At 65.0% G+C, this 22,292-nt stretch carries 19 protein-coding genes; 12 read left to right on the forward strand and 7 right to left on the reverse strand.

What is annotated here, in order from left to right; all coding sequences use genetic code 11:
* Position 1: 1 nt before the first annotated feature.
* The 4 genes from X566_RS13000 to X566_RS13015 all read right to left on the reverse strand — a co-directional run bounded on the left by X566_RS13000 (position 2) and on the right by X566_RS13015 (position 3,821).
* On the reverse strand, positions 2-886 hold the full coding sequence (locus tag X566_RS13000; protein ID WP_034466847.1) for a branched-chain amino acid ABC transporter permease: 885 nt from the start codon (positions 884-886) through the stop codon (positions 2-4).
* Between the two features lie 9 nt (positions 887-895).
* Positions 896-1,645 (reverse strand): ABC transporter ATP-binding protein, encoded by a 750-nt coding sequence (locus tag X566_RS13005; RefSeq protein ID WP_034466848.1) that lies wholly within the window; start codon positions 1,643-1,645, stop codon positions 896-898.
* Positions 1,646-1,661: 16 nt separating this feature from the next.
* Positions 1,662-2,438 carry an ABC transporter ATP-binding protein gene (locus X566_RS13010; RefSeq protein ID WP_034466850.1) on the reverse strand — a complete coding sequence of 259 codons (777 nt, stop codon included), beginning with the start codon at positions 2,436-2,438 and terminating at the stop codon, positions 1,662-1,664.
* A gap of 171 nt (positions 2,439-2,609) precedes the next feature.
* Entirely contained in the window at positions 2,610-3,821 is a 1,212-nt protein-coding gene (locus X566_RS13015; protein WP_034466852.1) for an ABC transporter substrate-binding protein, read from the reverse strand.
* Positions 3,822-4,040: 219 nt separating this feature from the next.
* On the opposite strand from X566_RS13015, the gene X566_RS13020 reads away from it, so the two are divergent.
* Positions 4,041-4,820 carry an IclR family transcriptional regulator gene (locus tag X566_RS13020; RefSeq protein WP_034466854.1) on the forward strand — a complete coding sequence of 260 codons (780 nt, stop codon included), beginning with the start codon at positions 4,041-4,043 and terminating at the stop codon, positions 4,818-4,820.
* Positions 4,821-4,824: 4 nt separating this feature from the next.
* On the opposite strand, the gene X566_RS13025 is transcribed toward X566_RS13020, so the two are convergent.
* The gene (locus X566_RS13025; protein ID WP_034466857.1) at positions 4,825-5,595 is read right to left on the reverse strand and encodes an IclR family transcriptional regulator; all 771 of its coding nucleotides are present in this window, start codon (positions 5,593-5,595) and stop codon (positions 4,825-4,827) included.
* A 181-nt stretch (positions 5,596-5,776) separates the two neighbouring features.
* On the opposite strand from X566_RS13025, the gene X566_RS13030 reads away from it, so the two are divergent.
* From X566_RS13030 to X566_RS13045, 4 genes are all read left to right on the forward strand, one after another.
* Entirely contained in the window at positions 5,777-7,711 is a 1,935-nt protein-coding gene (locus X566_RS13030) for an NAD(P)/FAD-dependent oxidoreductase (protein WP_034466860.1), read from the forward strand.
* A gap of 96 nt (positions 7,712-7,807) precedes the next feature.
* Positions 7,808-8,206 carry a hypothetical protein gene (locus X566_RS25010; RefSeq protein ID WP_081740160.1) on the forward strand — a complete coding sequence of 133 codons (399 nt, stop codon included), beginning with the start codon at positions 7,808-7,810 and terminating at the stop codon, positions 8,204-8,206.
* 14 nt (positions 8,207-8,220) lie between these two features.
* The gene (locus X566_RS13040; protein ID WP_081740161.1) at positions 8,221-10,332 is read left to right on the forward strand and encodes a VTT domain-containing protein; all 2,112 of its coding nucleotides are present in this window, start codon (positions 8,221-8,223) and stop codon (positions 10,330-10,332) included.
* A complete protein-coding gene (locus X566_RS13045; RefSeq protein ID WP_244434738.1) occupies positions 10,329-11,012 on the forward strand; it encodes an endonuclease/exonuclease/phosphatase family protein in 684 nt (227 codons plus the stop codon). The genes X566_RS13040 and X566_RS13045 overlap by 4 nt, the downstream gene beginning before the upstream one ends.
* Positions 11,013-11,032: 20 nt before the next feature.
* On the opposite strand, the gene X566_RS13050 is transcribed toward X566_RS13045, so the two are convergent.
* A complete protein-coding gene (locus X566_RS13050) occupies positions 11,033-11,911 on the reverse strand; it encodes a LysR family transcriptional regulator (RefSeq protein ID WP_160170468.1) in 879 nt (292 codons plus the stop codon).
* Positions 11,912-12,173: 262 nt separating this feature from the next.
* Here X566_RS13050 and X566_RS13055 point away from each other — a divergent pair, with 262 nt between their 5' ends.
* Positions 12,174-14,012: an NAD(P)/FAD-dependent oxidoreductase gene (locus X566_RS13055; protein ID WP_051444065.1), complete on the forward strand. Its 1,839-nt coding sequence runs from the start codon at positions 12,174-12,176 to the stop codon at positions 14,010-14,012.
* A gap of 137 nt (positions 14,013-14,149) precedes the next feature.
* Here X566_RS13055 and X566_RS13060 read toward each other — a convergent pair whose 3' ends face one another.
* Positions 14,150-14,536 carry an OsmC family protein gene (locus tag X566_RS13060; protein ID WP_034466868.1) on the reverse strand — a complete coding sequence of 129 codons (387 nt, stop codon included), beginning with the start codon at positions 14,534-14,536 and terminating at the stop codon, positions 14,150-14,152.
* Positions 14,537-14,710: 174 nt separating this feature from the next.
* Here X566_RS13060 and X566_RS13065 point away from each other — a divergent pair, with 174 nt between their 5' ends.
* From X566_RS13065 to X566_RS13090, 6 genes are all read left to right on the forward strand, one after another.
* Positions 14,711-15,958 (forward strand): aminopeptidase, encoded by a 1,248-nt coding sequence (locus X566_RS13065; protein ID WP_034466872.1) that lies wholly within the window; start codon positions 14,711-14,713, stop codon positions 15,956-15,958.
* A gap of 198 nt (positions 15,959-16,156) precedes the next feature.
* Positions 16,157-17,149: an AraC family transcriptional regulator gene (locus tag X566_RS23945; protein ID WP_051444066.1), complete on the forward strand. Its 993-nt coding sequence runs from the start codon at positions 16,157-16,159 to the stop codon at positions 17,147-17,149.
* A 132-nt stretch (positions 17,150-17,281) separates the two neighbouring features.
* Complete coding sequence (locus X566_RS13075; protein ID WP_244434739.1) at positions 17,282-19,600, forward strand: TonB-dependent siderophore receptor; 2,319 nt, start codon at positions 17,282-17,284, stop codon at positions 19,598-19,600.
* 10 nt (positions 19,601-19,610) lie between these two features.
* Complete coding sequence (locus tag X566_RS13080; RefSeq protein ID WP_034466874.1) at positions 19,611-20,771, forward strand: PepSY domain-containing protein; 1,161 nt, start codon at positions 19,611-19,613, stop codon at positions 20,769-20,771.
* Positions 20,768-20,968, forward strand: a complete 201-nt coding sequence (locus X566_RS13085; protein ID WP_034466876.1) for a hypothetical protein — start codon at positions 20,768-20,770, stop codon at positions 20,966-20,968. Before X566_RS13080 ends, X566_RS13085 begins: the two co-directional genes overlap by 4 nt.
* A gap of 231 nt (positions 20,969-21,199) precedes the next feature.
* On the forward strand, positions 21,200-22,243 hold the full coding sequence (locus X566_RS13090; protein WP_034466878.1) for a C-terminal binding protein: 1,044 nt from the start codon (positions 21,200-21,202) through the stop codon (positions 22,241-22,243).
* Positions 22,244-22,292 lie beyond the last annotated feature (49 nt).

The raw sequence follows: 22,292 nt of genomic DNA on the forward strand, positions 1-22,292 counted from the left end.
GCTACGCCCTGCCGAAGAGACCTGCCGGCCGGGTCAGCAGCACGACGATCATGATGATGAAGATAACGATCTCGGAAGCCGGCGGATAGAACACCTTGGTCAGCCCTTCCATCAGCCCGAGGCCGAAGCCGGTGACGACCGCGCCGAGGATCGAGCCCATGCCGCCGATGACGACGACGCCGAACACGACGATGATCAGGTCCGCGCCCATCTGCGGGGTGACCGAGTAGATCGGTGCGGCGAGCACGCCGGCGACGGCGGCGAGGGCTGCGCCGGTGCCGTAGGTCGTGGTGACAAGCAGCGGCACGTTGATGCCGAACGCTTCGGTGAGGCGGGGGNTTTCGGTCGCCGCGCGCAAATAGGCGCCGAGCTTGCTCTTTTCGATCAGGAGCCAGACGCCGATGCAGAGGATCAGCGAGATGATCACCACCCATGCGCGGTAGAACGGCAGGAACATGAAGCCGAGGTCGTATCCGCCGCGCAGCGCCGCCGGCACCGGATAAGGCAGGGCGGATGCGCCGTAATGGTTCCGGAACAGCCCCTGAATCACCAGCGCGATGCCGAACGTCATCAGGAAGCCGTACAAGTGATCGACATGGGCAAGCCGCGCCAGCAGCACGCGTTCGATGACGATGCCGAACAGTCCGACCAGCAGCGGCGCAACCAGTAGCGCGATCCAGTAATTCACGCCGAGATAGCTGAGCCCGATCCAAGCGAGGAAGGCGCCCAGCATGTATTGTGCGCCATGGGTGAAGTTGATGATGTTGAGCAGGCCGAAGATGATCGCGAGCCCGAGACTGAGGATCGCGTAGAACGAGCCGTTGATCAGCCCGAGAAGGATTTGACCGAACAGCGCCTGGAGCGGAATGCCGAATATCTCTGTCATGACATGCCTTCAGATTCCGAGATATTTTTGCAGTTTCGCGGCGTGTCGCTCGCGCTCGGCATTCGGGATCATGTCGATCACCTGCCCCTGCTCGACGACGTAGTGCCTGTCGGCGACAGACGCCGCGAAGCGGAAGTTCTGCTCGACCAGGACGATGGTGAGGCCTGCGCGCTTCAGCATCGCGATCGCACGGCCGATCTGATCGATGATCACCGGCGCCAGTCCCTCGGTCGGCTCGTCCAGCAGCAACAGCGGCGCGCCGGTGCGTAGGACGCGCGCGATCGCCAGCATCTGCTGCTCGCCGCCGGACAGCCGGTTGCCCGGACTTTTCAGCCGCTCGCGCAGGTTGGGAAACAGGTCGAAGATCTCTGCGAGGCTAAGCTGCGCGGGTCGGACTTGCGGCGGCAGGAACAGGTTCTCCTCGACGCTGAGCTTGCTGTAGATGCCGCGCTCCTCCGGCACATAGCCGACGCCGAGCCTTGCGATGGCGCGCGCGGCAAGTCCGATCGTCTCGCGCCCTTGCAGCATGATCGATCCCGTCCGCGTCGGCAGAATGCTCATGATCGACTTCAGCGTGGTGGTCTTGCCGGCGCCATTGCGGCCGAGCAGCGTCACGGTCTCGCCGGCGGCGACCTCGAAGGTCATGCTATGCAGCACATGCGACTCGTCGTACCACGCATGCAGGTCGCGAACCTGCAGCATCGGCGGTGCTGTCGCCGTGCCTGCGTGGCGCGCATCGGTCGTTGGAGCGCCAGTCATCGCATTCGTCGTCGTGTTAGTCATGGCGCGCGGACCCGATATAGGCCTCCACCACGGCGGGATTCTGCGATACGGTTTGATAATCGCCGTCGGCCAGCACCCGGCCGCGCGCCAGCACGGTGATGCGATCCGACAGCGCCGCCACCACCGAGAGATTGTGTTCCACCATCAGGATGGTGCGGTTGACCGCGGCCTTGCGGATCACCGCCTCAATGCGGGCGAGGTCCTCGCGGCCCATTCCGGCCATCGGCTCGTCGAGCAGCATCATCTTCGGATCGAGGGCAAGCGTCGTCGCCAGTTCGAGCGCCCGCTTGTGGCCGTAGGCGAGTTCAGCGGCGGGCGTGGCGGCGACGTCGGCGAGGCCGACGGTGTCGAGGAGCTGCATTGCCGCGTCGTTGAGCGGCCGCAAGGTCTCTTCCGATCGCCAGAAGGCGAACGAGGCGCCGCGCTTGCGCTGCAGGGCAATGCGTACGTTGGCGAGCGCGCTGAGGCCGGAGAATACCGCCGAGATCTGAAACGAGCGGACCAGTCCCTGGCGGGCGATCTGGTCCGGCCGCTGATGGGTGATGTCGCAGCCGTCGAAGAGGATCGAGCCGTCGGTGGGGGCCAAGAACTTGGTCAGCAGATTGAAGCAGGTGGTCTTGCCGGCGCCGTTCGGGCCGATCATCGCGTGGATGGTGCCGCGGCGCACCTGCAGATCGACATCGCTGACGGCCTTGAGGCCGCCGAATGCCTTCGAGAGGCCGCGCGTCGCCAGGATGATGTCGCCGTGAGGAGGGGAGGCCGCTGTCATGGATCGAGAACACACTGGGGCGGGGAACGTCCGGCCTGGAGCCATGACGTTCGGCGGGTGGAAGGGCGAAGCGCAAGCGCGATGAGATTTGATGAATCATCCTCGTGCTGAACTTATTTGTTGAAGCGTGATCCTTTCGGAAAACCGCTGCACACTGTTCCGGATCACGCTTCAGGTCTTGACCAGCGGGCAGGTGCTTTCGCTCAGCGGCTTGAAGGCTCTCTCGCCTGGAAGCTCGCGCACCACCTTGAAGACATCCCAGGTCTCCTTGATCTCGCTCTTCGGCTTCACCTCGAGTAGCCAAGTCGGCCGCATCAGCCGCCCGTCGGCGCGCACCTTGCCGTTCGGCGTGACGAGGTCGTCGACCGGCATCTCGTGCAGCGCCTTCAGGATGGTGGCGGTGTCCTTCGTTCCCGCGGCGCGAACGGCCTTCAGGAATTGCGTCGCGGCGCTGTAGGCGATCGCATGCGCCTCCGAAGGCGGCTTGCCATTGCGCTTCCAGAAGCGGCGGCCGAAGTCGCGGGATTTGTCGTCGCGGTCCCAATAGAAGATGCTGTTGTGGACGATGCCTTCCATCGCATCCACGCCGATCGACATCACGTTGTAGAGCTGCAGGCCGAAGGCCGCGGCCTTCTGGCGTTTCCAGATGCCGAATTCGTTGCCTTGCTTGATGAAGCGTTCGAGATCGTCGCCGCTGGCGATCAGGCCGATCACCTTCGCGCGCGAGTTCTGCGCCTGCAGCAGCAGCGAGGCCATGTCGAGGGTGTTGGGCGGGAAGCGGAGCTTGCCGAGCACCTTGCCGCCGTTCTCCTCGACCTTGCGCGTCGCGTCGATTTCGAGCGCGTGGCCGAACGCATAGTCGGCTGTCAGGAAGAACCACGAGTCGCCGCCCTGCTGGGTCAGTTCGGTCGCGGTGCCGGCGCTCTGCATGTAGGTGTCGTAACCCCAGTGGAAGGAGTGCGGGTTGCAGTACTTGCCGGTGAGGTCCGAACTCGACGCGCCGCTGATGATGATCGTCTTGTTCTTTTCCTTGACGATGCTCTGGCAGGCGATCGCGACGGCGGAGTTGCCGAGATCGGTGATAACATCGACCCCTTCCTGATCGAGCCAGCGGCGCGCGATCGCCGAGCCGATGTCAGGCTTGTTCTGGTGATCGGCGAACACGACTTCGACCGGCATGCCGTTAACCGAGCCGCCGAAGTCCTCGACCGCCATCCGCGTGCCGTCCACGGAGCCCTGGCCCAGCACCGCCGAAAGCACGCCAGACATGTCGGTCAGCACGCCGATCTTGACCTTGTCGGTCTGCGCGTAGCTCCGCCGGCCGGCGAGGCTGACGGCCCCGGCGAGGGCGGTTGCTCCAAACGCGCGTCGCGAAAGCCTCATGCTCCTCCTCCCTGGTGTTTGGATCGTTATTATTGTTCTTTATTTTGGTTTTTTATCTATAATATGGGACAATGAGCGACAACGTTTGGGTTGTCAACTGAGCGCACGGTCGCGGCGGTCGCGAACCCGCGGCCCGTATGGCAATCAGCAGACCCGCAGCAGCGAGTCGCGGCACGGCGGCGTCAGCCCCGGCGGATCGCGCGAGAGAGGAAGCCGACATTGGCCGTCAAGTCGTCCCGCACCGTTTTCGAAGTCCTGCGGGAGATGTCCAAGGCGGATGGTGCGCTGGGTGCGGCCGACATCGCCAAGATGCTTGGATTGCCGCTCAGTACGGCCGCGCGTGCGCTGAACACGCTGGAAGCGGCGGGTTATGTCGCGCGTCAGAACGGCTCAGCGCGTTTCGTGATCGGCAAGTCGGGGCAGCGGCTCGCCTACGCCTTCATGGCGCAGTTTCCGATCCGCGATCTGGCGCTGCCCTATCTGCAGCAACTGACGCTGCTGTCGGGTTACAGCTCCTCGCTGTTCATCCGGCTCGGCTGGTATGCGGTCCGTATCGCGCTCATTTCCGGTACGAGTTCGATCGTCAACGTCGCGCCGATCGGCGAGACCCGGCCGCTGACGTCCGGCGCGCCATCGCTGGCGATGCTGGCGCAGCTGCCGGAGCAGGAGCTGACGCGGGCGTTGCAGCGGCTCGACCGGGTGGTGGCCGAGAGCGTGCGCGAGCAGTGCGCGCGCATCCGCGTGCAGGGCTATGCCTATCAGGTGAGTTCGCTGGAGAGCGGCGGCTACGATCTGGCGTTTCCGGTCTCGCATCCGGGCTGGTCGATGTTCGCGTCGGTCGCGCTCGAAGGATTGATGGTGAGCCTGGAACAGTCGCGCGGCCAGATCGACCAGGCGCGACAGGTCATTGCAGCGCTGCAGGATGTGGTGGCGCGCGGCCCGGCGTCGCTGGCGCCGCATTATGAGCATGTCAGCCCGGATGCGATCGACCTCGGATGAGAGGTCAGAACATTACTACTGGCATCGAAGGGAACATGCGGGCGTGCTGGTTGAGCTCGTCCATCAGCGCCTGGATATCCGGAATGCAGCGGTCGGCGACTTCGCGGGTGAAGCGGAACAGCGGTCCGCCGACGACGATGGTGCCGAGCAGCCGCTCGGCCGGGCCGATCACGGGGAACGCCAGAAAGTTCGCGCCGGTCGAGAAGTCCTGATAGCCGCGCGCGAAGCCGACACGCCGGATCAGGCGCACCTCGTCCCACAACGCCTGCGGATCGGTGATCGTGGTCGGCGTGAAGGCGCGCAGCGGCGTTTCGAGCTCGATGTAGCGCTCGATCTCCTCGTCGCTCAGATAGGCGAGCAGCAGGCGCGCGCCGGTGCCCGCATGCAAAGGGATCGGCTGGCTGAGCGGTGAGTAGCCGACGGTGACGCCCTGGGTCTGGATGCTGTCGATGCACACGCACGAGCGGCCGACCAGGATCGCCAGGAAGGTGCTCTCGGATGTCAGCTCGTGGATGCGCTGCAGATAGGGGTGACACAGCGAGCGTACGTCGGTCGATTCGGCGGCGAGGCCGAAGGTCAGCACCTGATGCGCGAGCTGGTAGCGCTGCCCGGTCGCGTTGCGCACCAAGTAGCCCTCCTTCAGCAGAGTATCGAGCGCCTGGAATGCCGAGTTCTTCGAGCAGTTGAGCTCGCGGCTGAGCTCGGTCACGCCCCAGACAGGCTGCTGGGTGAACAGGCTCAGGGCATTCAGGACCCGCACAGTCCCCTTGTTCATCGATCGGCTCCGGCTGCAGCGATGCGGCAGTCCCGTATGCCGCAAGCGGACGGCCGTTGACAACGCGGCTGTCTCAGTGTTCTCTAAATTGAGAATAAAACCAAAATAGAGAACAAACAAGGCTACACTCGGTCCTCATGGGATCGGGCCGGTTCTTGGGCCAAAGCGGCGGGAGGATGAGATGTCGGCAAGGATACGCGAGCAGGCCAAGGCGGCGTGTGCGGACGTGGATCGGCTGAGGCGCGCGCTCGATGGGGCCGACATCGTGCCGCTGATGATGTCGCTCGTGCATCTGACTGGCGATCCGCGCTGGATCGAGGAGGCAGCGCCGCACATCAAGGGCGGTTGGAGCTTTCTGGCCGACCTTCCGGAGGCTTTGCAGCAGCGTATCCGACAGGCGCTGGTCGAGGCCTTGCAGGCTCTCGCCAGCGGCCGCGCCGAGCCGGTGACGATCTCCGATGATTTGCTCACGCGGATGATGCACGCCTCCGTCGGCGTTGCGGTGCCGGCCGAATACAATGCGGTGTTTCGCGAGGAAGCGGGGTTCGATCCACGCGACTACCGGTCGGTGCCCTGGCGCAAGCCGGTGTCGCCGGAGCGGCTTGCGGATTTCCGCGTGCTCGTCATCGGCGCCGGCTTCTCCGGCATCGGCATGGCGGTGGCGCTGGAGCAGGCCGGCATTCCCTACACCATCATCGAGAAGAACGAGGACGTCGGCGGCACCTGGCTCGAGAACCGCTATCCCGGCTGCGGCGTCGATACGCCATGCCACTTCTACTCCTATTCCTTCGCGCCGAACCCGGAATGGTCGTCGTTCTTCGCCAAGCGCGACGAGATCCTGAAGTACATCGTCGACTGCGTCGAACGGTTCGATGTCCGCAAATCGATCCGATTCGGCGAGGAGGTGATCGATGCGCGCTACGACGAAGCCGCGTGCGTCTGGCGGGTGCGCACCCGTGCCGGTGACGGCACCGAACGTGAGCTTGCCGCCAACGTGCTCGTTCCCTGCGTCGGCGCGCTCAACCGGCCGGCGATCCCCGCCATCAGCGGCCTTGCCGATTTCGCCGGGCCGGCCTTCCACACCGCCCAGTGGCGGTCGGACGTGGAGCTGAGGGGCAGGCGCGTGGCGATGATCGGCACCGGCGCGAGCGGCATGCAAACCGCGCCGTCGATTGCCGGCGATGTCGCGCAACTGACGATCTTCCAGCGCTCGCCGCACTGGGCGATCCGGCATCCACTGTACCACGCGCGCGTCAGCGATGACGTGAAGTGGGTGATCCGCCATGTGCCGTTCTATGTCAGCTGGTTCCGCTTCCAATTGTTCTGGGCGGCCTCGGACGGCTTCCATCGCACTTTGCAGATCGATCCAAGCTGGAGTCAGCCGGCGTTATCGATCAACGCCGAAAACCATCGGATGCGCGAGGAGCTGATCGGTTACATCACCAGCCAGATCGGAGACCGGCCGGACCTGCTCGCGAAGACCGTGCCGCCGTATCCGCCGTTCGGCAAGCGCATGCTTCGCGACAACAACTGGTACGAGATGCTGCGCCGTCCGAACGTCGAACTCGTCACCGAGAAGATCGCCCACATCGAGCGTGACGCCATCGTCGCCGCCGACGGCAGGCGCCACCCGGTGGATGCGATCGTGCTCGCGACCGGATTCCAGGCGGCACGCATGCTGGGGCCGCTCGAGGTCTATGGGCGGCAGGGCAAGCGGCTGCGCGATTGGTGGGGCGACGACGATCCGCGCGCCTATCTCGGCATCACCATGCCGGATTATCCGAACCTGTTCCTGATCTACGGGCCGAACACCAATCTCGCCCATGGCGGCAGCGCGATCTTCCATTCGGAATGTCAGATCCGCTACGCGATGGAGGGCATTCGCGAGCTGCTGGAATCAGGGGCGCGGTCGATCGAATGCCGCCGCGCGCCGTTCGAGCGCTACAACGAGAAGGTCGACGCCGCCCTGAGCAAGATGGTGTGGTCGCATCCGGCGATGACCAACTGGTACAAGAACAAGCACGGCCGCGTCGTGATGAACTCGCCGTGGCGCCTTGTCGATTATCGGAACATGACCGAGCACCTCGATCCGTCCGATTATGAGCTGAGCGCGTAGCGACGCTGCACCAGATCATGCCGTCCGCGCGCTCGGCTCGTGCGTGATGGAACGGCTCTCTGCTTTCGCTGTTGGATCATCGGAAGGAGAGACCCCATGCGTATGATCTGTTTCGCAACCGTCATGCTGATGGCGTTCGCAGGCCACGCCCAGGCGCAAACGGCGGGCGGCACCACCGGGCCCGCGGGATCGAGCCTCGGTGCGACGCCGAGTCCCAGCGTTTCCCCGGCGACGCCGGGCACAGGAACAACGCCGGGCGTCGGCTCGCCTGGAACGATGCCAGGTGCGACGGTGCCACCGGCTGGTTCCTCTGTCCCAGGCACCACCGGCTCCGGCCTGTCATCGCCTGCGCCGACGGGTGCGCCGCCAGTCGCCGGCGTTCCGAACACGTCGACCCCGGGATCGATCGGGACCGGCGCGTCGCCGAGCGGGTTGCCCGGAGACAATCCGTCCAGTCCGGGATTTCCGGGCAGCGTCGGAAATACGGGGCGCTAGCCGGTCCGCGGTGAATGGAGCAGTTCCGCCCTTCGTCGATCCTGGTGCCGGGCGATACGGTCTGGCGCGTGTGCGGGGCAGAGCGCTGCGCCGTGCTCAATGATGCGGCTGACTATTTCGCCGCGCTCCGCGCCGCATTGCTGCTGGCCGAGCGACAGGTCTACATCATCGGCTGGGATATCCATAGCGAGACGGCGCTGGTCGGCCCATCGGGCAAGCCGGACGATGATCTGCCGGTCGCGCTCGCGCCCTTTCTCTCGGCGCTGCTGGCGGCGAAGACCGAGCTCAAGATCAACATCCTGATCTGGGACTTCGCCACGCTCTACGCCGCCGAACGCGAATGGGATTCGGCGGCGCGGTTCTCCGCCGGCGGCTTCGGGCGGCTGACATTCTGTCTCGATTCCTCGCTTCCCTTAGGCTCGGCGCAGCATCAGAAGTTCGTGGTGATCGACGACGCGGTGGCGTTCGCGGGCGGCCTCGATCTGACCATCCGCCGCTGGGATACGACCGAGCATCGCCTCGCGCATCCGTTCCGGCACGATCCCGCCGGGGTGCCGTACCCGCCGTTCCACGACGTGCAATGCATGGTCGATGGTGCAGCGGCCCGCGCGTTCGGCGAGCTTGCGGTGCGGCGCTGGCGCGCCGCCGGCTGCACGGTCGACGCTGCGGCTGCGGTTGCCGGCGACCGCTGGCCGGCGTCGGTCAAGCCGCAGTTCGAAAACGTCTCGGTCGGAATTGCCCGAACCGAACTCGGCGATGCGGGCCGGCCCGCGGTGCAGGAGGTCGATCGTCTGTTTCATGCGTCGATCCGCGCAGCACGGCGGCTGATCTATATCGAGAATCAGTTCACGAGCGCGACGGAGATCGCGCATCTGCTGGCGCAGCGGATGCGCGAGGTCGCAGACTTGCGCGTGCTGATCATCACGCCGAAGATGCATGCCTCCTGGTTTGAATCGCAGGCGATGCAGAGCGGTCGCGATGGCTTCCTGCGGCCGTTCGTCGAAGCCGGCATCGCCGAGCGCATCAGGATCCTCTATCCGCTCATCAGAGACGGGTCTCTGTCCACGCCGGTCATGATCCATAGCAAGGTGATGATCGTCGATGACAAGCTGTTGCGGATTGGATCGGCGAACCTGAACAACCGCTCGATGGGTGCGGACACCGAATGCGACGTGGCGATCGAAGCGCGGTCGGATCGCGAGTGCCGGACCGTCGTTGCGTTACGGCATGAGCTGCTGGCCCATCACTGCGGCCTGACCGCCCACGAGATGGCCGGCAAGGACGCCGACCTGTTCGGCTTTCTCGATAAGCTCGCGGCGTCCGGTGCGGCAAGGACGCTGCAGCCGATCGAATCCGATGCGACCGCGTTCGCAACGTTGGCGGCTCTCGTCCAGCCGATCGCCGATCCGCCCCGTCCGCTGAACCTGCTGCACGCGGCCCGCCGTCTCTGGTCGCCCAGGACGATCCTGGTGATCGTCGGCCTCGTCGTGTCGCTCGCAGGCCTGGCGCTGGCCTGGCGCTACACGCCCTTGCGCTCTTATGCGAACGTACCGTTCATCGCAGGCCTGCTGGGTGCATACGCGCATTCGGCGCTGGCGCCTTTGTTTGCGGTGCTCGCCTTCGTGGCCGGAGGGCTGATCGTCTTTCCGGTGGTTGTGCTGATCGCCGCGACCGCCGCGGCGTTCGGGCCATGGATCGGCTTGCCGACGGCAACTGCCGGCGTCATGGCAAGCGCTCTGGTGGTGTTCCTGATCGGCCGCGGGCTCGGCCGCGAACGGCTGCAGACACTGCTCGGCGCGCGGGCGCTGCGCGTGCAGCGGCGGATCGTCGACAAGGGCGTGCTCGCTGTTGCCGTCATCCGCATGGTCCCGATCGCGCCGTTCTCGATCGTCAACCTGCTGGCGGGCGCCAGCCAGTTGCGGCTGTTCGATTTCCTGCTCGGCACGTTGCTCGGGATGGCGCCGGGCCTCGTCGTCATGGCGGCGCTTGGGGCGCAGATCGCCGACTTCGCCCGCAACGCATCGTGGGGCAATGCCCTGATGCTCGGGCTGACGATCGTGCTCTGGGTGGCGGTCTGCCTGGCGGTGCAGTTCGTGGTGACATGGTTCATTGGACGGCGCCGGTGACGGACACGATCCGGGTGATGACATGGAATGTGCACGGCACGTTCGCGCTCAATCCGCATTTCGATCTGGAGGGCGTGTCGGCGATCATCCGCAAGTGGTCGCCGGATATCGTCGCGCTGCAGGAGGTGGATTCGCGTGGCCGCACCGACGATCCGTTTGCGCGCCTGGCGGATGTCGTCGGCATCCACCGCGCGGAAGCCCGCTCGATCGTCACCCGCGACGGCGACTACGGTCAGGTTCTGCTCAGCCGCTGGCCGTTCGCGGACGTTCCGGTCGTCAGCGATGTGTCCTACCAGGAGCGGGAGCCGCGCCGGGCGATCGCAGCCTGCGTCGAGACGCCGATCGGCGAGGTCAAGGTGATCGCCACCCATCTCGGTCTCAGCATCCATGAACGCTATGAACAGGCGCAGGCGCTGATCCGGCTGGCGGATGCGCCGCGCGTGATCATCGCCGGAGATTTCAACGACTGGTTCTGGGTGAAATCGGTGCGGCGCGTGCTGGCGCGCCGCTGCCCGATGCGGACGCGGCTGCGGACCTTTCCGGCGCGCTGGCCGCTGTTGCGGCTCGACCGCATCTATACGGCGTCGAACGGCACCATCCGGCGCGCCTGGACCGACCGCGACGCCCGCCGGCATTCCGACCACCTGCCGGTGCTGGCCGATATCAGTTTCGCGCCGTGAGCCGGGCAGCGGCGCACCGGCTATCGCGGCAGCGTCAGGAACTTGCTCAGCGGCGCGGAGCGGTCGGACGAGCGCCAGGCCATCGCAAAGTTGAGAGTGACGTCGAGGTCGGCGACACGGCGCACCATGACCGTCTGATCGTTGAGCTGGCGCACGCGCTCTGCGTTGACGAAGCCGACCGCAAGGCCGAGGCAGGCGAGCGAGAGGATGCCTTCGCCCGCCCTTGCATCGTAGACGATCCGCGGCGACAGGCCCTTGGCGATGCAGGCGTTCATCAGGTTGTCGTAGGCGACTGCGCTCACCGCGCGGGGAATCCAGGCAAACTGCTCGTCGGCGAGATCGCGCAGATAGATCACCCTGCGGGTGGCGAGCCGATGCTTTTTCGGCATCGCCAGCACATAGGAGTGGCGGCCGAGATCGGCGAAGGTGAGATCCTTCGGGTCCGGCGGAGAGCGATAGACGAAGCCGACATCGAGGCCGCCGGATGCGAGCAACTCGATCTGCCGCCGGCTGCCGAGCGGTTTCAGATCCAGATCGATATGGGGATGCTTGGCGCGGAACTGCTGGATCAGCTTGAGAACGATCGGCGTCCGGGCGACGATTTCGTTGATGCCGACGCGCAGGGAGCCTTCCACCCCTTGGGCGAGCCGCTTGATGCGGTCGGTCGCGAGCTGGAAATTTCGCGTCAGCTGCCGCGTGTCCTCATAGAGCTGCTTGCCTGCCAGCGACAGCCGTACGCCGCGGGGAAAGCGCTCGAACAGGGCGACGCCGAGTTCGTCCTCCATCGCTTTGATGCGCCGCGATAGGGCCGACTGTGCGATGCCCAGGCGCGATGCGGCACGCTCGAAGTGTTCCTCCTCGGCGGCCGCAATGAAAAATGGCAGGTGACGAAGGACCATGTCTTTTCCTCGTTTCCGCGTTCCGCCGATTCCGGTGCTCGATCCGGCATCGTGCGCCATCTCATATCTAGCGCATGCGCCAGTCTCCATGCATGCCGTTTTGATATGTATTCGCCGGAAAATAGCATTTGAAAGATGGCCCGGGGGTATGGTCGATTGGTAGCGGTGGGAGGTCTCGGCGCGCCGTGATCGAGCCATTTCGCGCGTCACCATAAGGACGCGTCGGCCCATAAGAAGAAACCAAGACCGGAGAACACGTCGCATGTCTGACACCAACGCCGCGACAGCCAGGGCGTCTGCACCCGAACAATCGGCCTCCGAAGCATCCGCGCCGAAGGCGCCGGAGCATCGGGTTGCCGGCCGGCTCGTGATCGATCCGCTGAAGGACACCGCGACCAAGCCGCAGGCCTATTACGACAGCATCAAGAAGAAGTTCGCCGAGGAGCGCGACCTGCGTCTTGGCTTCCGTCCCGAAGGCAAGTCGCAATACATCACCAACCTGGACGACGATCCGAATCTCGCCAAATACGAGATCGATCCGTTCGTCGAAACGCCGATCGAGCGCGCGCCGATCGTCGATACGGTGGAGTGCCTTTGCATCGGCGGCGGCTTCTCGGCGCTGCTGGCTGCCGCGCGCCTGCGCGAGCGCGGCGTGAAGAGCATCCGCATCATCGAGCGCGGCGCCGACGTCGGCGGTACCTGGTACTGGAACCGTTATCCCGGCATCGCCTGCGACACCCCTTCCTACGACTACATCCCGCTGCTCGACGAGATGGGCAAGGTGCCGCCGAGCTATTACGCCAAGGGCCCGGAAATCTACGCGCACTGCCAGGAGATCGCCCGCCGTTATGATCTCTACGATCTCGCCGTGTTCCAGACCACGGTGACCTCGACCATCTGGGACGAGAAGGCCAAGCTCTGGCGGATCGGCACCGATCGCGGCGACAAGATCTCCGCGCGCTTCGTCATCGTCGCCAACGGCACGCTGTCACAGCCGAAGCTGTCGAGGATCGACGGCATGGAGAGCTTCAAGGGACATTCGTTCCACACCTCGCGCTTCGATTATAACTACACCGGCCAGGATCTCTCGAAGCTTGGCGACAAGGTCGTCGGCATCATCGGCACCGGTGCATCCGCGGTGCAGATCATTCCGCGCGTGGCGGCTGCTGCGAAGGAACTCTACGTGTTCCAGCGCACGCCCTCGGCGATCGACATCCGCGACGACATTCCGACCGATCCGGAGTGGGCGGCGAGCCTGAAGCCGGGCTGGCAGCGCGAGCGCCGCATGAAGCACATGCAGGGCCGCATCCTCACCGAGGAGGAGAAGATCGAGCTGGCGAACCTGCCGCGCGAGGAGAAAATCCGCCGCCAGGAAAATCAGAACATCGAGCATATGATGCGCATCCACCGGCGCGTCGATGAGATCGTCAAGGACAAGGCGACCGCCGATGCGCTGAAGCCGTGGTACATGCATCGCTGCAAACGGCCGACCTATGACGACGTCTATCTGCCGGCGTTCAATCGTCCGAACGTGCATCTCGTGCACACCGACGGCAAGGGCATCACCCGGATCAGCGAGAAAGGGCCGATGTTCGAAGGCCGCGAGTATCCGCTCGACCTGTTGATCTACGCCACCGGCTTCGTGGTGCAGAAGACCGGCATCTACAACGAGATCCGCGGCGAGGGCGGCCTCGAGCTGAACGACAAGTACAAGGAAGGCATGCGCACCGTCTTCGGCGTGCACTCGCAAGGCTACCCGAACCTGTTCATCATGGGCGGCTATCAGGCCTCGTTCCAGTTCAACCTGACCTTCATGCTGCAGACCCAGGCCGAATACATCGCCGACTGCATCAAGTTTGTCCGCGACAACGGCCATACCACGATCGATGCGAAGCCGGACACCGAGCAGTGGTGGGTTGACGAGGTAATCAAGAACCGCGGTCGCACCAACCGCAATAAGGAGTGCACGCCCGGCTACTACAACTTCGAGGGCGAGGATCAGCGCCGGCAGGACGGCAACTACAACGGCACCTTCCTGCAATATTATACGCACATGACCGACGTGAAGAGCGCCATGGCGCAGCACTACACCTTCACGTGACTGCACTCCGCTGATCTGACGGCATCATGTGACGATGACCTCTTCCGGATCGGGAACGACATAAGAATTCCCGATCCGGTGTTTGCTTCATCTTTCTCGCTGATGGCGTGAGACCGGCCCGACCGCAGTGGGTCACATCATAGCAGCGTCGTGCGGATCGGTGTGCCGCGCTTCAGCGTCTTGGTGACGGGCGTCTTCTCGCAGATGTCGGCAAGCCGGTCGCGCTGCTCCTTGGTCAGCGTTTGGCCGAACGACACCTCGCGATCGATGCTTTCGTTGCCGGCCTCGTCGCGGCCGAACCGCGCGTCCACCGCGATGCGGCCGAGCGACCAGCCCTTGCGGTCCGCATACATTCTCAATGTCAGCGAGGTGCAGGCGGCAAGCGACGCCAGCAGCAGCTCGTAAGGCGCAGGCCCGGTGTCGGTGCCGCCGGAGCTCACCGGCTCATCCGCGGTCAGGTGGTGCGTGCGAGCGCGGATGGTCTGTGCGAGACCGCTTTCGCTGATCAGATGGACGGTAGCCATACTTGGGATGCTCCTGGACGGGGTCGGATGACGATAGCGCATGCCGGAGCCGTGTAAAACGCAACCGACGCGCGCGGTGATGCGACGGCGCCTCCGCCTTCGGGTCCGTTTGCGCTTTTGCGTCCCTGTCGGGAAGCACGATATGATGCCCGGCCTGTGTGTCGGAGCCTCGGAATGACCGTACCCCATCAAGAACAGTTGCAAGAGCGATTGAACGAACTGGCCAAGGTGGCCGTGAATGTCGGTCTGGGCCTGCGGGCCGGACAGGAACTGGTGATGACGGCGCCGGTGGAGGCGCTGCCGCTGGCGCGGCTGATCACGGAACAGGCCTACCGGGCCGGAGCTTCGCTGGTGACGACGCTCTATTCAGACGATGCGGCAACCTTGCAGCGGTTCCGCTATGCGCCGGAGGAGAGCTTCGACAAGGCGCCGGGCTGGCTGTTCGACGGCATGGCCGTGGCTTATCGCAATGGTGCCGCACGGCTCGCGATCGTCGGCGAGGACCCTTCGCTTCTGTCGGAGCAGGACCCGGGCCGGGTGGCGCGGGCCAACCGTGCGCGTTCGGAGGCCTACAAGCCGGCGCTCGAGCCGATCGTCAATTTCGACATCAACTGGAGCATCGTTTCCTATGCGACGTCGGCCTGGGCGAAGGCAGTCTTCCCGGACAATCCCGCCCCCCTCGCGCTCGCCAAGCTGTGGGACGCGATCTTCGCGGCCTCGCGCGTCGACGGTCCGGATTCGGTCGCGGCTTGGCGGCGGCATAACGATGCGCTGCATGCACGCACCGCGCAGCTCAATGCCAAGCGTTATGCGGCGCTGCATTTTCGCGGTCCTGGTACCGACCTCAACGTCGGGCTCGCCGACGATCACTGGTGGGAGGGCGGTGCGGCAACGGCCAAGAACGGCATCGTCTGCAATGCCAACATTCCGAGCGAGGAGGTGTTCTCGACGCCGCATCGGCTGCGCGTCGATGGTGTGGTCCGCAGCACCAAGCCGCTGTCCTATCAGGGCACGTTGATCCAGGACATCGCCGTCCGCTTCGAGGCCGGCCGCATCGTCGAGTCCCATGCCCGCACCGGCGCCGACGTGCTGGCCAAGGTGCTGGCCACCGACGAAGGCGCATGCCGCCTCGGCGAGGTCGCGCTGGTTCCGCATTCGTCGCCGATCTCCAAGAGCGGAGTCCTGTTCTACAACACGCTGTTCGATGAGAACGCCGCCAGCCACATCGCGCTTGGCCAGTCCTACACCAAATGCATGCGCAACGGCGCCTCGCTGACACAGCAGCAGTTGCTGGAGCGCGGCGCCAATACCAGCTTGATCCATATCGATTGGATGATCGGTTCCGGAGAGATTGATGTCGATGGCATCGGCCACGATGGCAGCGGTGAGCCGGTGATGCGCAAGGGCGAATGGGCCACCTGACGACGGGCGCCGTGCGTGTCCGGACCAGCGCTTGTTTAGATTCGCTCCAAGAAAGCTGCTCTTTGGAGGCAGTCTAAGTGCTCTGTCCGCCGCAGGTCTGTAGGAACGCATCTGAGGCATGTCGCGCCCACCGGCCTCGGTTCCGGCGCGCCTGCGCTCAGGGTTTGCGTTCGGGATCTGCGGTCATGGTTTGCGTTCATGGGAATCACCCATCACGTCGCGACGAATGGGTTCAGCGTTTCTGACCTGGTTCGCGTCGGCGCCGAGCTGGCGCTCGGCGTCGCGCCGGTCGATCTCTCGGCGCAGAGCGTGGAGACGCCGATCTATGCCGGTACGCTGTTGGCGCACGAGGTCCAGCCCGGGCTGACGGCGACCGCTTTCGACGTCACCTATCTGTCGACCCGGGAATTCGTCGTCGATATGCAGCCGGCGCTGGTTTGCGGGTTACTCTTGCGCGGCGATGCCGACCCGATGGAGGTTGGCAGCCATGGCTCCGTCGTGCAACGCTTCGAACGGCCTGTGCTCTACGGCTTCGGCAAGACCACCCGCTGCCGCCGCATGTGCATCGCCGACCGGCATTGCCGGACGGCGGGATTCATCTTGCGGCGGAGCTTCTTCGAGCGTTTCGGTGGCGATATCGCCGACGATGGCCTGTCGGTGTTGCGCGATTTCCTCGATGTGGACTTCCGCACCGAGGCGCTGGCCCGCTCGCCTCGGCTGGTCGAGATCGCCAATAGGGCCCTCGACCATCCCTACACCGGCGAGCTCGGGCAACTGTTCCTGGAGAGCAATACGCTCTCCTACCTCGTCGAGGTGGCGGAACTGCTCAAGCAGGAGCGTCGCGTCGTCGCGCTGATGGGCCGCCGCCATTACGACCGGGTGATGGAGGCACGCGACATCCTCGATGCCGATCTGATCGCGCCGCCGCGGACGCTGGAACTGGCGCGGCGCGTCGGGGTCAACGTCACGACGTTGCAGGCGAATTTCAAGGCGGTGTTCGACACGACGATCTTCGGCTATGTGCGCGATCAGCGCCTCCTGATGGCGCGTGCGCTTCTGATCGACCACGGTCTGACGATCGCGGAGGCCGGATACCGCGTCGGCTTCGCGAGCCCGGCCGCCTTCACCGCCGCCTATCGCCGCCGTTTCGGTCATCCGCCCGGCAAGGAGCTCGCGCGCGAGCAGCGGTGAGTCCCGCTGTTTCGAGCGCTTCTAAACTGTTTCTCGCGACATCATTCCAACGTTTTGCGATAGCGGCCGGCGTGGCGACGCTCGTTCCGACGCTTGTAAGTGAGGCGGGCTCTTGAGGATGGGGAATTGTGAATGCTGCGTGCACGGATGACGACGCTTGCGCTAGGCACGGCGATCAGCGGCGTATGGGGGATCGCGTTCTTGGCATTGGAGGCGCCGGCATCGCCGGCGGCGGCCCAGGCGAGGGCGCAGTCTGATTCATCGCTGCCGGAAATCCGGGTGCAGGCGCAGCGCAGGCCGGCCCGCGTGGCGCGGCGCGCTCCGGTGCGGCGGGCGCCGGCCGCGGCCCCTCCGCCGCAGCGCGTGGAGGCACAGGCTCCCGAAACTGGCGACGGCGGTCGCGGCGGCGAACGGGCAAACGGACCGGTGGTCGGCTATGTCGCAACCCGCAGCGCGACCGGCACCAAAACCGACACGCCGATCCTGGAAACGCCGCAGTCGGTCTCGGTGGTCACCAAGGATCAGTTCACCGCCCAGCAGGCGACCACCATTTCCGAGGCGCTGCGCTATACGCCCGGCGTTGCGCTCGATTCCTACAGCGCCAACGCGTTCTTCGACAGCGTCAAGGTCCGCGGCTTCGATGCGCCGCGCTATCTCGACGGCCTTCGTCTGCCGCTCGATCCGGGCAGCCAGTTCGCTTATCCGCGCGTCGAGACCTACGGGCTGGAGCGGATCGAGATCTTGAAAGGCCCGTCCTCCGGCCTCTACGGCCAGAGCGACCCCGGCGGTCTCGTCAACATGGTCAGCAAGCGGCCGCAGGCTGCGCCGCATTATGAGGTCCAGGGACAGTTCGGTTCGCACGACCGCTTCCAGGGCGCGTTCGATATCGGCGGACCGATCGACAAGAACGGCGAGTTCCTCTACCGCATCGTCGGTCTTGGCCAGAAAAGCGATACGCAGATCGACTACCAGCAGGACAACAAGCTCTTCATTGCGCCGAGCTTTACCTGGCGGCCGAACATCGACACCACGTTCACGATCCTGGCGCACTATCGGGTCTCCGATAATAAAGGCTATCAGCAGTTCGTGCCGGGCGAGCTCAGCCTGTTCCCGGCTCCCTATGGGCGTGTCCCCTACAGCCGCTATCTCGGCGAGCCCGGCATCGACCGCTACAAGCTGGAGCAGGCGGGCATCGGCTATGCCTTCGAGCACCGCTTCAACGAATTCCTGCAGTTCCGTCAGAACCTGCGTTACATGGAGGTGAGGAACAATCTCGCGGCGGCGCGCGTCGAAGGCGTGCTTCCCGACATGCGCAGCATCGCCCGCACGATGAACTACGTGGTGTCGGATTCGAAGAACATCGCGCTCGACAACCAGCTGCAGGCCGATTTCGCGACCGGATGGCTGAAGCACAAGGTGTTGTTCGGTGTCGATTACATGAACATCGACAGCCATTCGGATTTCCGCACCACGCCGATCGCGCCAATCGATGCCTATTATCCGGTCTATGGCGCCGTCGCCGCGCCGCCGGCGTCGCTGGCGCCATTCATCAAGGTCCACACCACACAGAGCCAGGCCGGCGTCTACGTCCAGGACCAGATCAAGTTCGATCGCTGGACGCTGTCGCTGACCGGGCGGCAGGACTGGGTCAAGACCGAGAACGTGAGCACCGGCGTCTATCCGATGGCCGGGCTCTACGCCCGCAACGACTCGGCATCGACCGGCCGCGTCGGCCTCAACTATCTGTTCGACTTCGGTCTATCGCCGTATGTGAACTACTCGACCTCGTTCGTGCCGAACTCCGGCGTCAGCCTGACCGGCGTGTCGTTCAAGCCGACCACCGGTGAAGGCAAGGAGGCCGGCATCAAGTTCCAGCCGTTCGGTTCGAACCTGATGCTGACCGCCGCCGTGTTCGACATCCTGCAGAAGAACGTGCTGACGGCGGATCCGACCAATCCGTTCTTCAACACGCAGACCGACGAAGCCCGCGTGCGCGGCTACGAATTCGAGGCGCGCGGCAACATCACCCGCGAGCTGGAAATCGTCGGCGGCTTCAGCCATCTCGATCCGAAGGTGACGAAGAGTGTGGCCGGCAACACCGGGAAATATCTGCAGAACACGCCCTTGAGCCAGGCCTCGCTGTGGGCGAAGTACACCTGGTACGAAGGCCCGCTGGCAGGCTTCGGCCTCGGCGGCGGCGTGCGTTACGTCGGCGAAAGCTACGGCGACGCCGGCAATACCTTCGTGATCCCGTCCTATGTGCTCTACGATGCATCGATCAGCTACGACTTCGCCTACCTGCGGCCGGACCTGAAGGGCTGGAAGGCGCAGGTCAATGCGATGAACCTGACCGACCGGTATTATGTCGCCTCGTGCGGAACCAGCATCGTCTACTGCGGACTGGGCGCTGGCCGCACCGTCCTCGGCACGCTGAAGTATAGCTGGAACTAGGAGAATCCCGTTGGCCTTGAGTGCTGTATCGTTGCGGCGGTGGAGTTGGGTCCACAAGTGGTCGAGCGTCATCTGCACCGTGTTCATGCTGCTGTTGTGCGTGACCGGGCTGCCGCTGATCTTCCACGAGGAGATCGATGAGCTGCTGCACGAGCAGGTCAAGGCTGCGCCGGTGCCGCCCGGCACGCCGCCGGCCAATCTCGATCAGGTGGTGACGAACGGGCTCGCGCGTGAGCCGGGGCAGGTCGTGCACTTCCTGGTCTGGGACCCGCACGATCCGAGCGCGATGCTGCTCAGCGTCAACAAGTCGCTCGATTCCGATCCGTCGACCAATCGCTTCGTGCGGGTCGATACCTACAGCGCCGCCTATCTCGACGCGCCGGATTTCACCCGGCGCTTCACCTACATCATGCTGAAGCTTCACACCGACATGTTCGCGGGCCTGCCCGGCAAGCTGTTCCTCGGCCTAATGGGCATCCTGTTCTGCGTGGCGATCGTGTCGGGCATCGTCGTCTATGCGCCGTCGATGCGGAAACTGAAGTTCGGTACCTACCGCCGTGACCGGCCGCGGGTGGTGCGCTGGCTGGACGTGCACAACCTCGCGGGCATCGCGCTGGTGATGTGGACGCTGGTGGTCGGCTTCACAGGCGTCATCAACACCTGGGCCGATCTGGTCATCAAGATCTGGCAATATGGCCAGCTCGCGGAGATGACGGCGCATTATCGCGACCGGCCCGCGCCGGCCCGGCTGACCTCGGTCGAGGCGGCGGTGCGCACCGCGCAGCGGGCGGAGCCGCATATGAAGCCGTCCTTCGTCGCCTATCCGGGCACGCTGTTCAGCAGCAAGAGCCATTATGCGGTGTTCCTGCGCGGCGATACGCCATTGACGTCGCGCCTGTTGAAGCCGGCCCTGATCGACGCCGAGACCGGCGAACTCACCGACAGCCGCGAACTGCCGTGGTACGTCTCGACGCTGCTGATTTCGCAGCCGCTGCATTTCGGTGACTATGGCGGCATGCCGTTGAAGATCATCTGGGCGATCCTGGACGTTGCGACCATCGTCATCCTGGTCACCGGCCTCTATCTCTGGCTGCGACGGCGGCGAAGCGTGGCGGCCGCGCAGCCCGCAGCGTTCGATGCCGAAACGACCCGACCGGTGACCTCCCCATGACCAGTGGCGCCTTTCGCAAGCCGGTCCGGCAGACGGCCGCGCAGATCTTCACGATTCCAGCGATCCTGGCGGTGCTCGGCGGCGCCGGCCTCGTGTTCGCGCTGGTCGGCGACGGCTTCTGGGACGGCTTGTCCTGGATCACGCTGTCGGTGCCGATCCCGATCTTCATCATCAGCCTGCTGCGCGGCCGGCTCTGAGCGAAAGCCCGCTTTCCGCATGGCTTTCGCCCATGCGGTGGCAGCGGTCTCGCCGTCCGGAAACGCCGCCTCGCGCGGCAGCGCACATTGACCCCGACAATTCCCGCTCGCTAACCTTGCGGCAAGCGCCGTTCACCATGACGGCCGCGCGCGGCATCGCGACAAGCGCTGCCACGGCGGTCGGCCGGGATACAAGGCGCATGGAAGCAGCAGATCGGGAGAGGACGCAGCATGGCAAAGTTCAAGGTTGTCACCCCCAAGGGCGCAAGCTTCACCACCGCCGGCGGCGGCTATGCGCTGGAAAGCGAGGCGCTGGCGGCGATCGATGCGGAGATCGTCGAGGCGCCGGCCGACGAGGCGGGTTTCATCGCCGCGGCGCGTAATGCCGATGCGATCTACGCCAAGGGCATTCCGATGACCAAGGCGATCATCGACAGCCTGGACAATTGCAAGGTGATTTCGCTCGGCAGCGTCGGCGTCGACAGCGTCGACGTGAAGGCGGCCAGCGCGCGCGGCATTCCCGTGACCAATGTGCCTGACACCTTCATCGAGGAGGTGGCCGACCATGCCATGATGCTGCTGCTCGCGGGCTTTCGCCGGCTGATCGTCCAGGATCGGATGGCGCGGGACGGGCGCTGGGCGGAGGGACGGCCGGCGCTGCTCAAGATTCCGCGGCTCACCGGCCAGACGCTGGGCTTCATCTCGTTCGGGCGGGTGGCGCGGTTGGTCGCCAAGCGTGCGGCGCCGTTCGGCCTGCGGATGATCGCCTACGATCCCTTCATCGACGAAACGCTGATGTCGGATCACGGCGTGCTGCCGGCGACGCTGTCGGAGGTGCTGGCACAGTCGGATTTCGTCTCGATGCATGCGCCGGCGCGGCCCGAGGTGCACCATATGCTGGGTGAGACGCATTTCCGCCAGATGAAACCGTCGGCGATCTTCATCAACACCGGCCGCGGTCCGACCGTGGACGAACAGGCGTTGATCCGCGCGCTGCAGGAGGGCTGGATCGCGCATGCGGCGCTGGACGTGCTGGAGAAGGAGCCGCCCTCCCATAACAATCCGCTGCTGTCGATGGAGAACGTGACGCTGACGGCGCATGTCGCCTCGGCTTCGGCCCGCTTCGACGAGGCCCGCAAGCGCCGTGTCGGCTATGAGCTCTGGCTCGTGCTGTCGGGCTATTGGCCGATGAGCTGCGTCAATCCGACGGTGCTGCAGACCACGCAGCTTCGGCGCTGGCAGCCGGTCGGCATGGATCGCGGCCCGAACAGTTAGCTAACGGCCCGCGATGGCGGCAGCCCGGTCGCGCATGGCGCGCCGGAAC

Source organism: Afipia sp. P52-10 (assembly GCF_000516555.1).
Lineage (GTDB): Bacteria > Pseudomonadota > Alphaproteobacteria > Rhizobiales > Xanthobacteraceae > P52-10.

Excerpts from the sequence above, each read along its gene's own strand:
- X566_RS13040 (WP_081740161.1), top strand. The coding sequence starts at position 8,221 with ATGGAGCAGTTCCGCCCTTCGTCGATCCTGGTGCCGGGCGATACGGTC.
- X566_RS13060 (WP_034466868.1), bottom strand. The coding sequence starts at position 14,536 with ATGGCTACCGTCCATCTGATCAGCGAAAGCGGTCTCGCACAGACCATC.
- X566_RS13085 (WP_034466876.1), top strand. The coding sequence starts at position 20,768 with ATGACCAGTGGCGCCTTTCGCAAGCCGGTCCGGCAGACGGCCGCGCAG.
- X566_RS13005 (WP_034466848.1), bottom strand. The coding sequence starts at position 1,645 with ATGACTGGCGCTCCAACGACCGATGCGCGCCACGCAGGCACGGCGACA.
- X566_RS13090 (WP_034466878.1), top strand. The coding sequence starts at position 21,200 with ATGGCAAAGTTCAAGGTTGTCACCCCCAAGGGCGCAAGCTTCACCACC.
- X566_RS25010 (WP_081740160.1), top strand. The coding sequence starts at position 7,808 with ATGCGTATGATCTGTTTCGCAACCGTCATGCTGATGGCGTTCGCAGGC.
- X566_RS13010 (WP_034466850.1), bottom strand. The coding sequence starts at position 2,438 with ATGACAGCGGCCTCCCCTCCTCACGGCGACATCATCCTGGCGACGCGC.
- X566_RS13015 (WP_034466852.1), bottom strand. The coding sequence starts at position 3,821 with ATGAGGCTTTCGCGACGCGCGTTTGGAGCAACCGCCCTCGCCGGGGCC.
- X566_RS13030 (WP_034466860.1), top strand. The coding sequence starts at position 5,777 with ATGTCGGCAAGGATACGCGAGCAGGCCAAGGCGGCGTGTGCGGACGTG.
- X566_RS13025 (WP_034466857.1), bottom strand. The coding sequence starts at position 5,595 with ATGAACAAGGGGACTGTGCGGGTCCTGAATGCCCTGAGCCTGTTCACC.
- X566_RS13055 (WP_051444065.1), top strand. The coding sequence starts at position 12,174 with ATGTCTGACACCAACGCCGCGACAGCCAGGGCGTCTGCACCCGAACAA.
- X566_RS23945 (WP_051444066.1), top strand. The coding sequence starts at position 16,157 with ATGGGAATCACCCATCACGTCGCGACGAATGGGTTCAGCGTTTCTGAC.
- X566_RS13075 (WP_244434739.1), top strand. The coding sequence starts at position 17,282 with ATGCTGCGTGCACGGATGACGACGCTTGCGCTAGGCACGGCGATCAGC.
- X566_RS13050 (WP_160170468.1), bottom strand. The coding sequence starts at position 11,911 with ATGGTCCTTCGTCACCTGCCATTTTTCATTGCGGCCGCCGAGGAGGAA.
- X566_RS13065 (WP_034466872.1), top strand. The coding sequence starts at position 14,711 with ATGACCGTACCCCATCAAGAACAGTTGCAAGAGCGATTGAACGAACTG.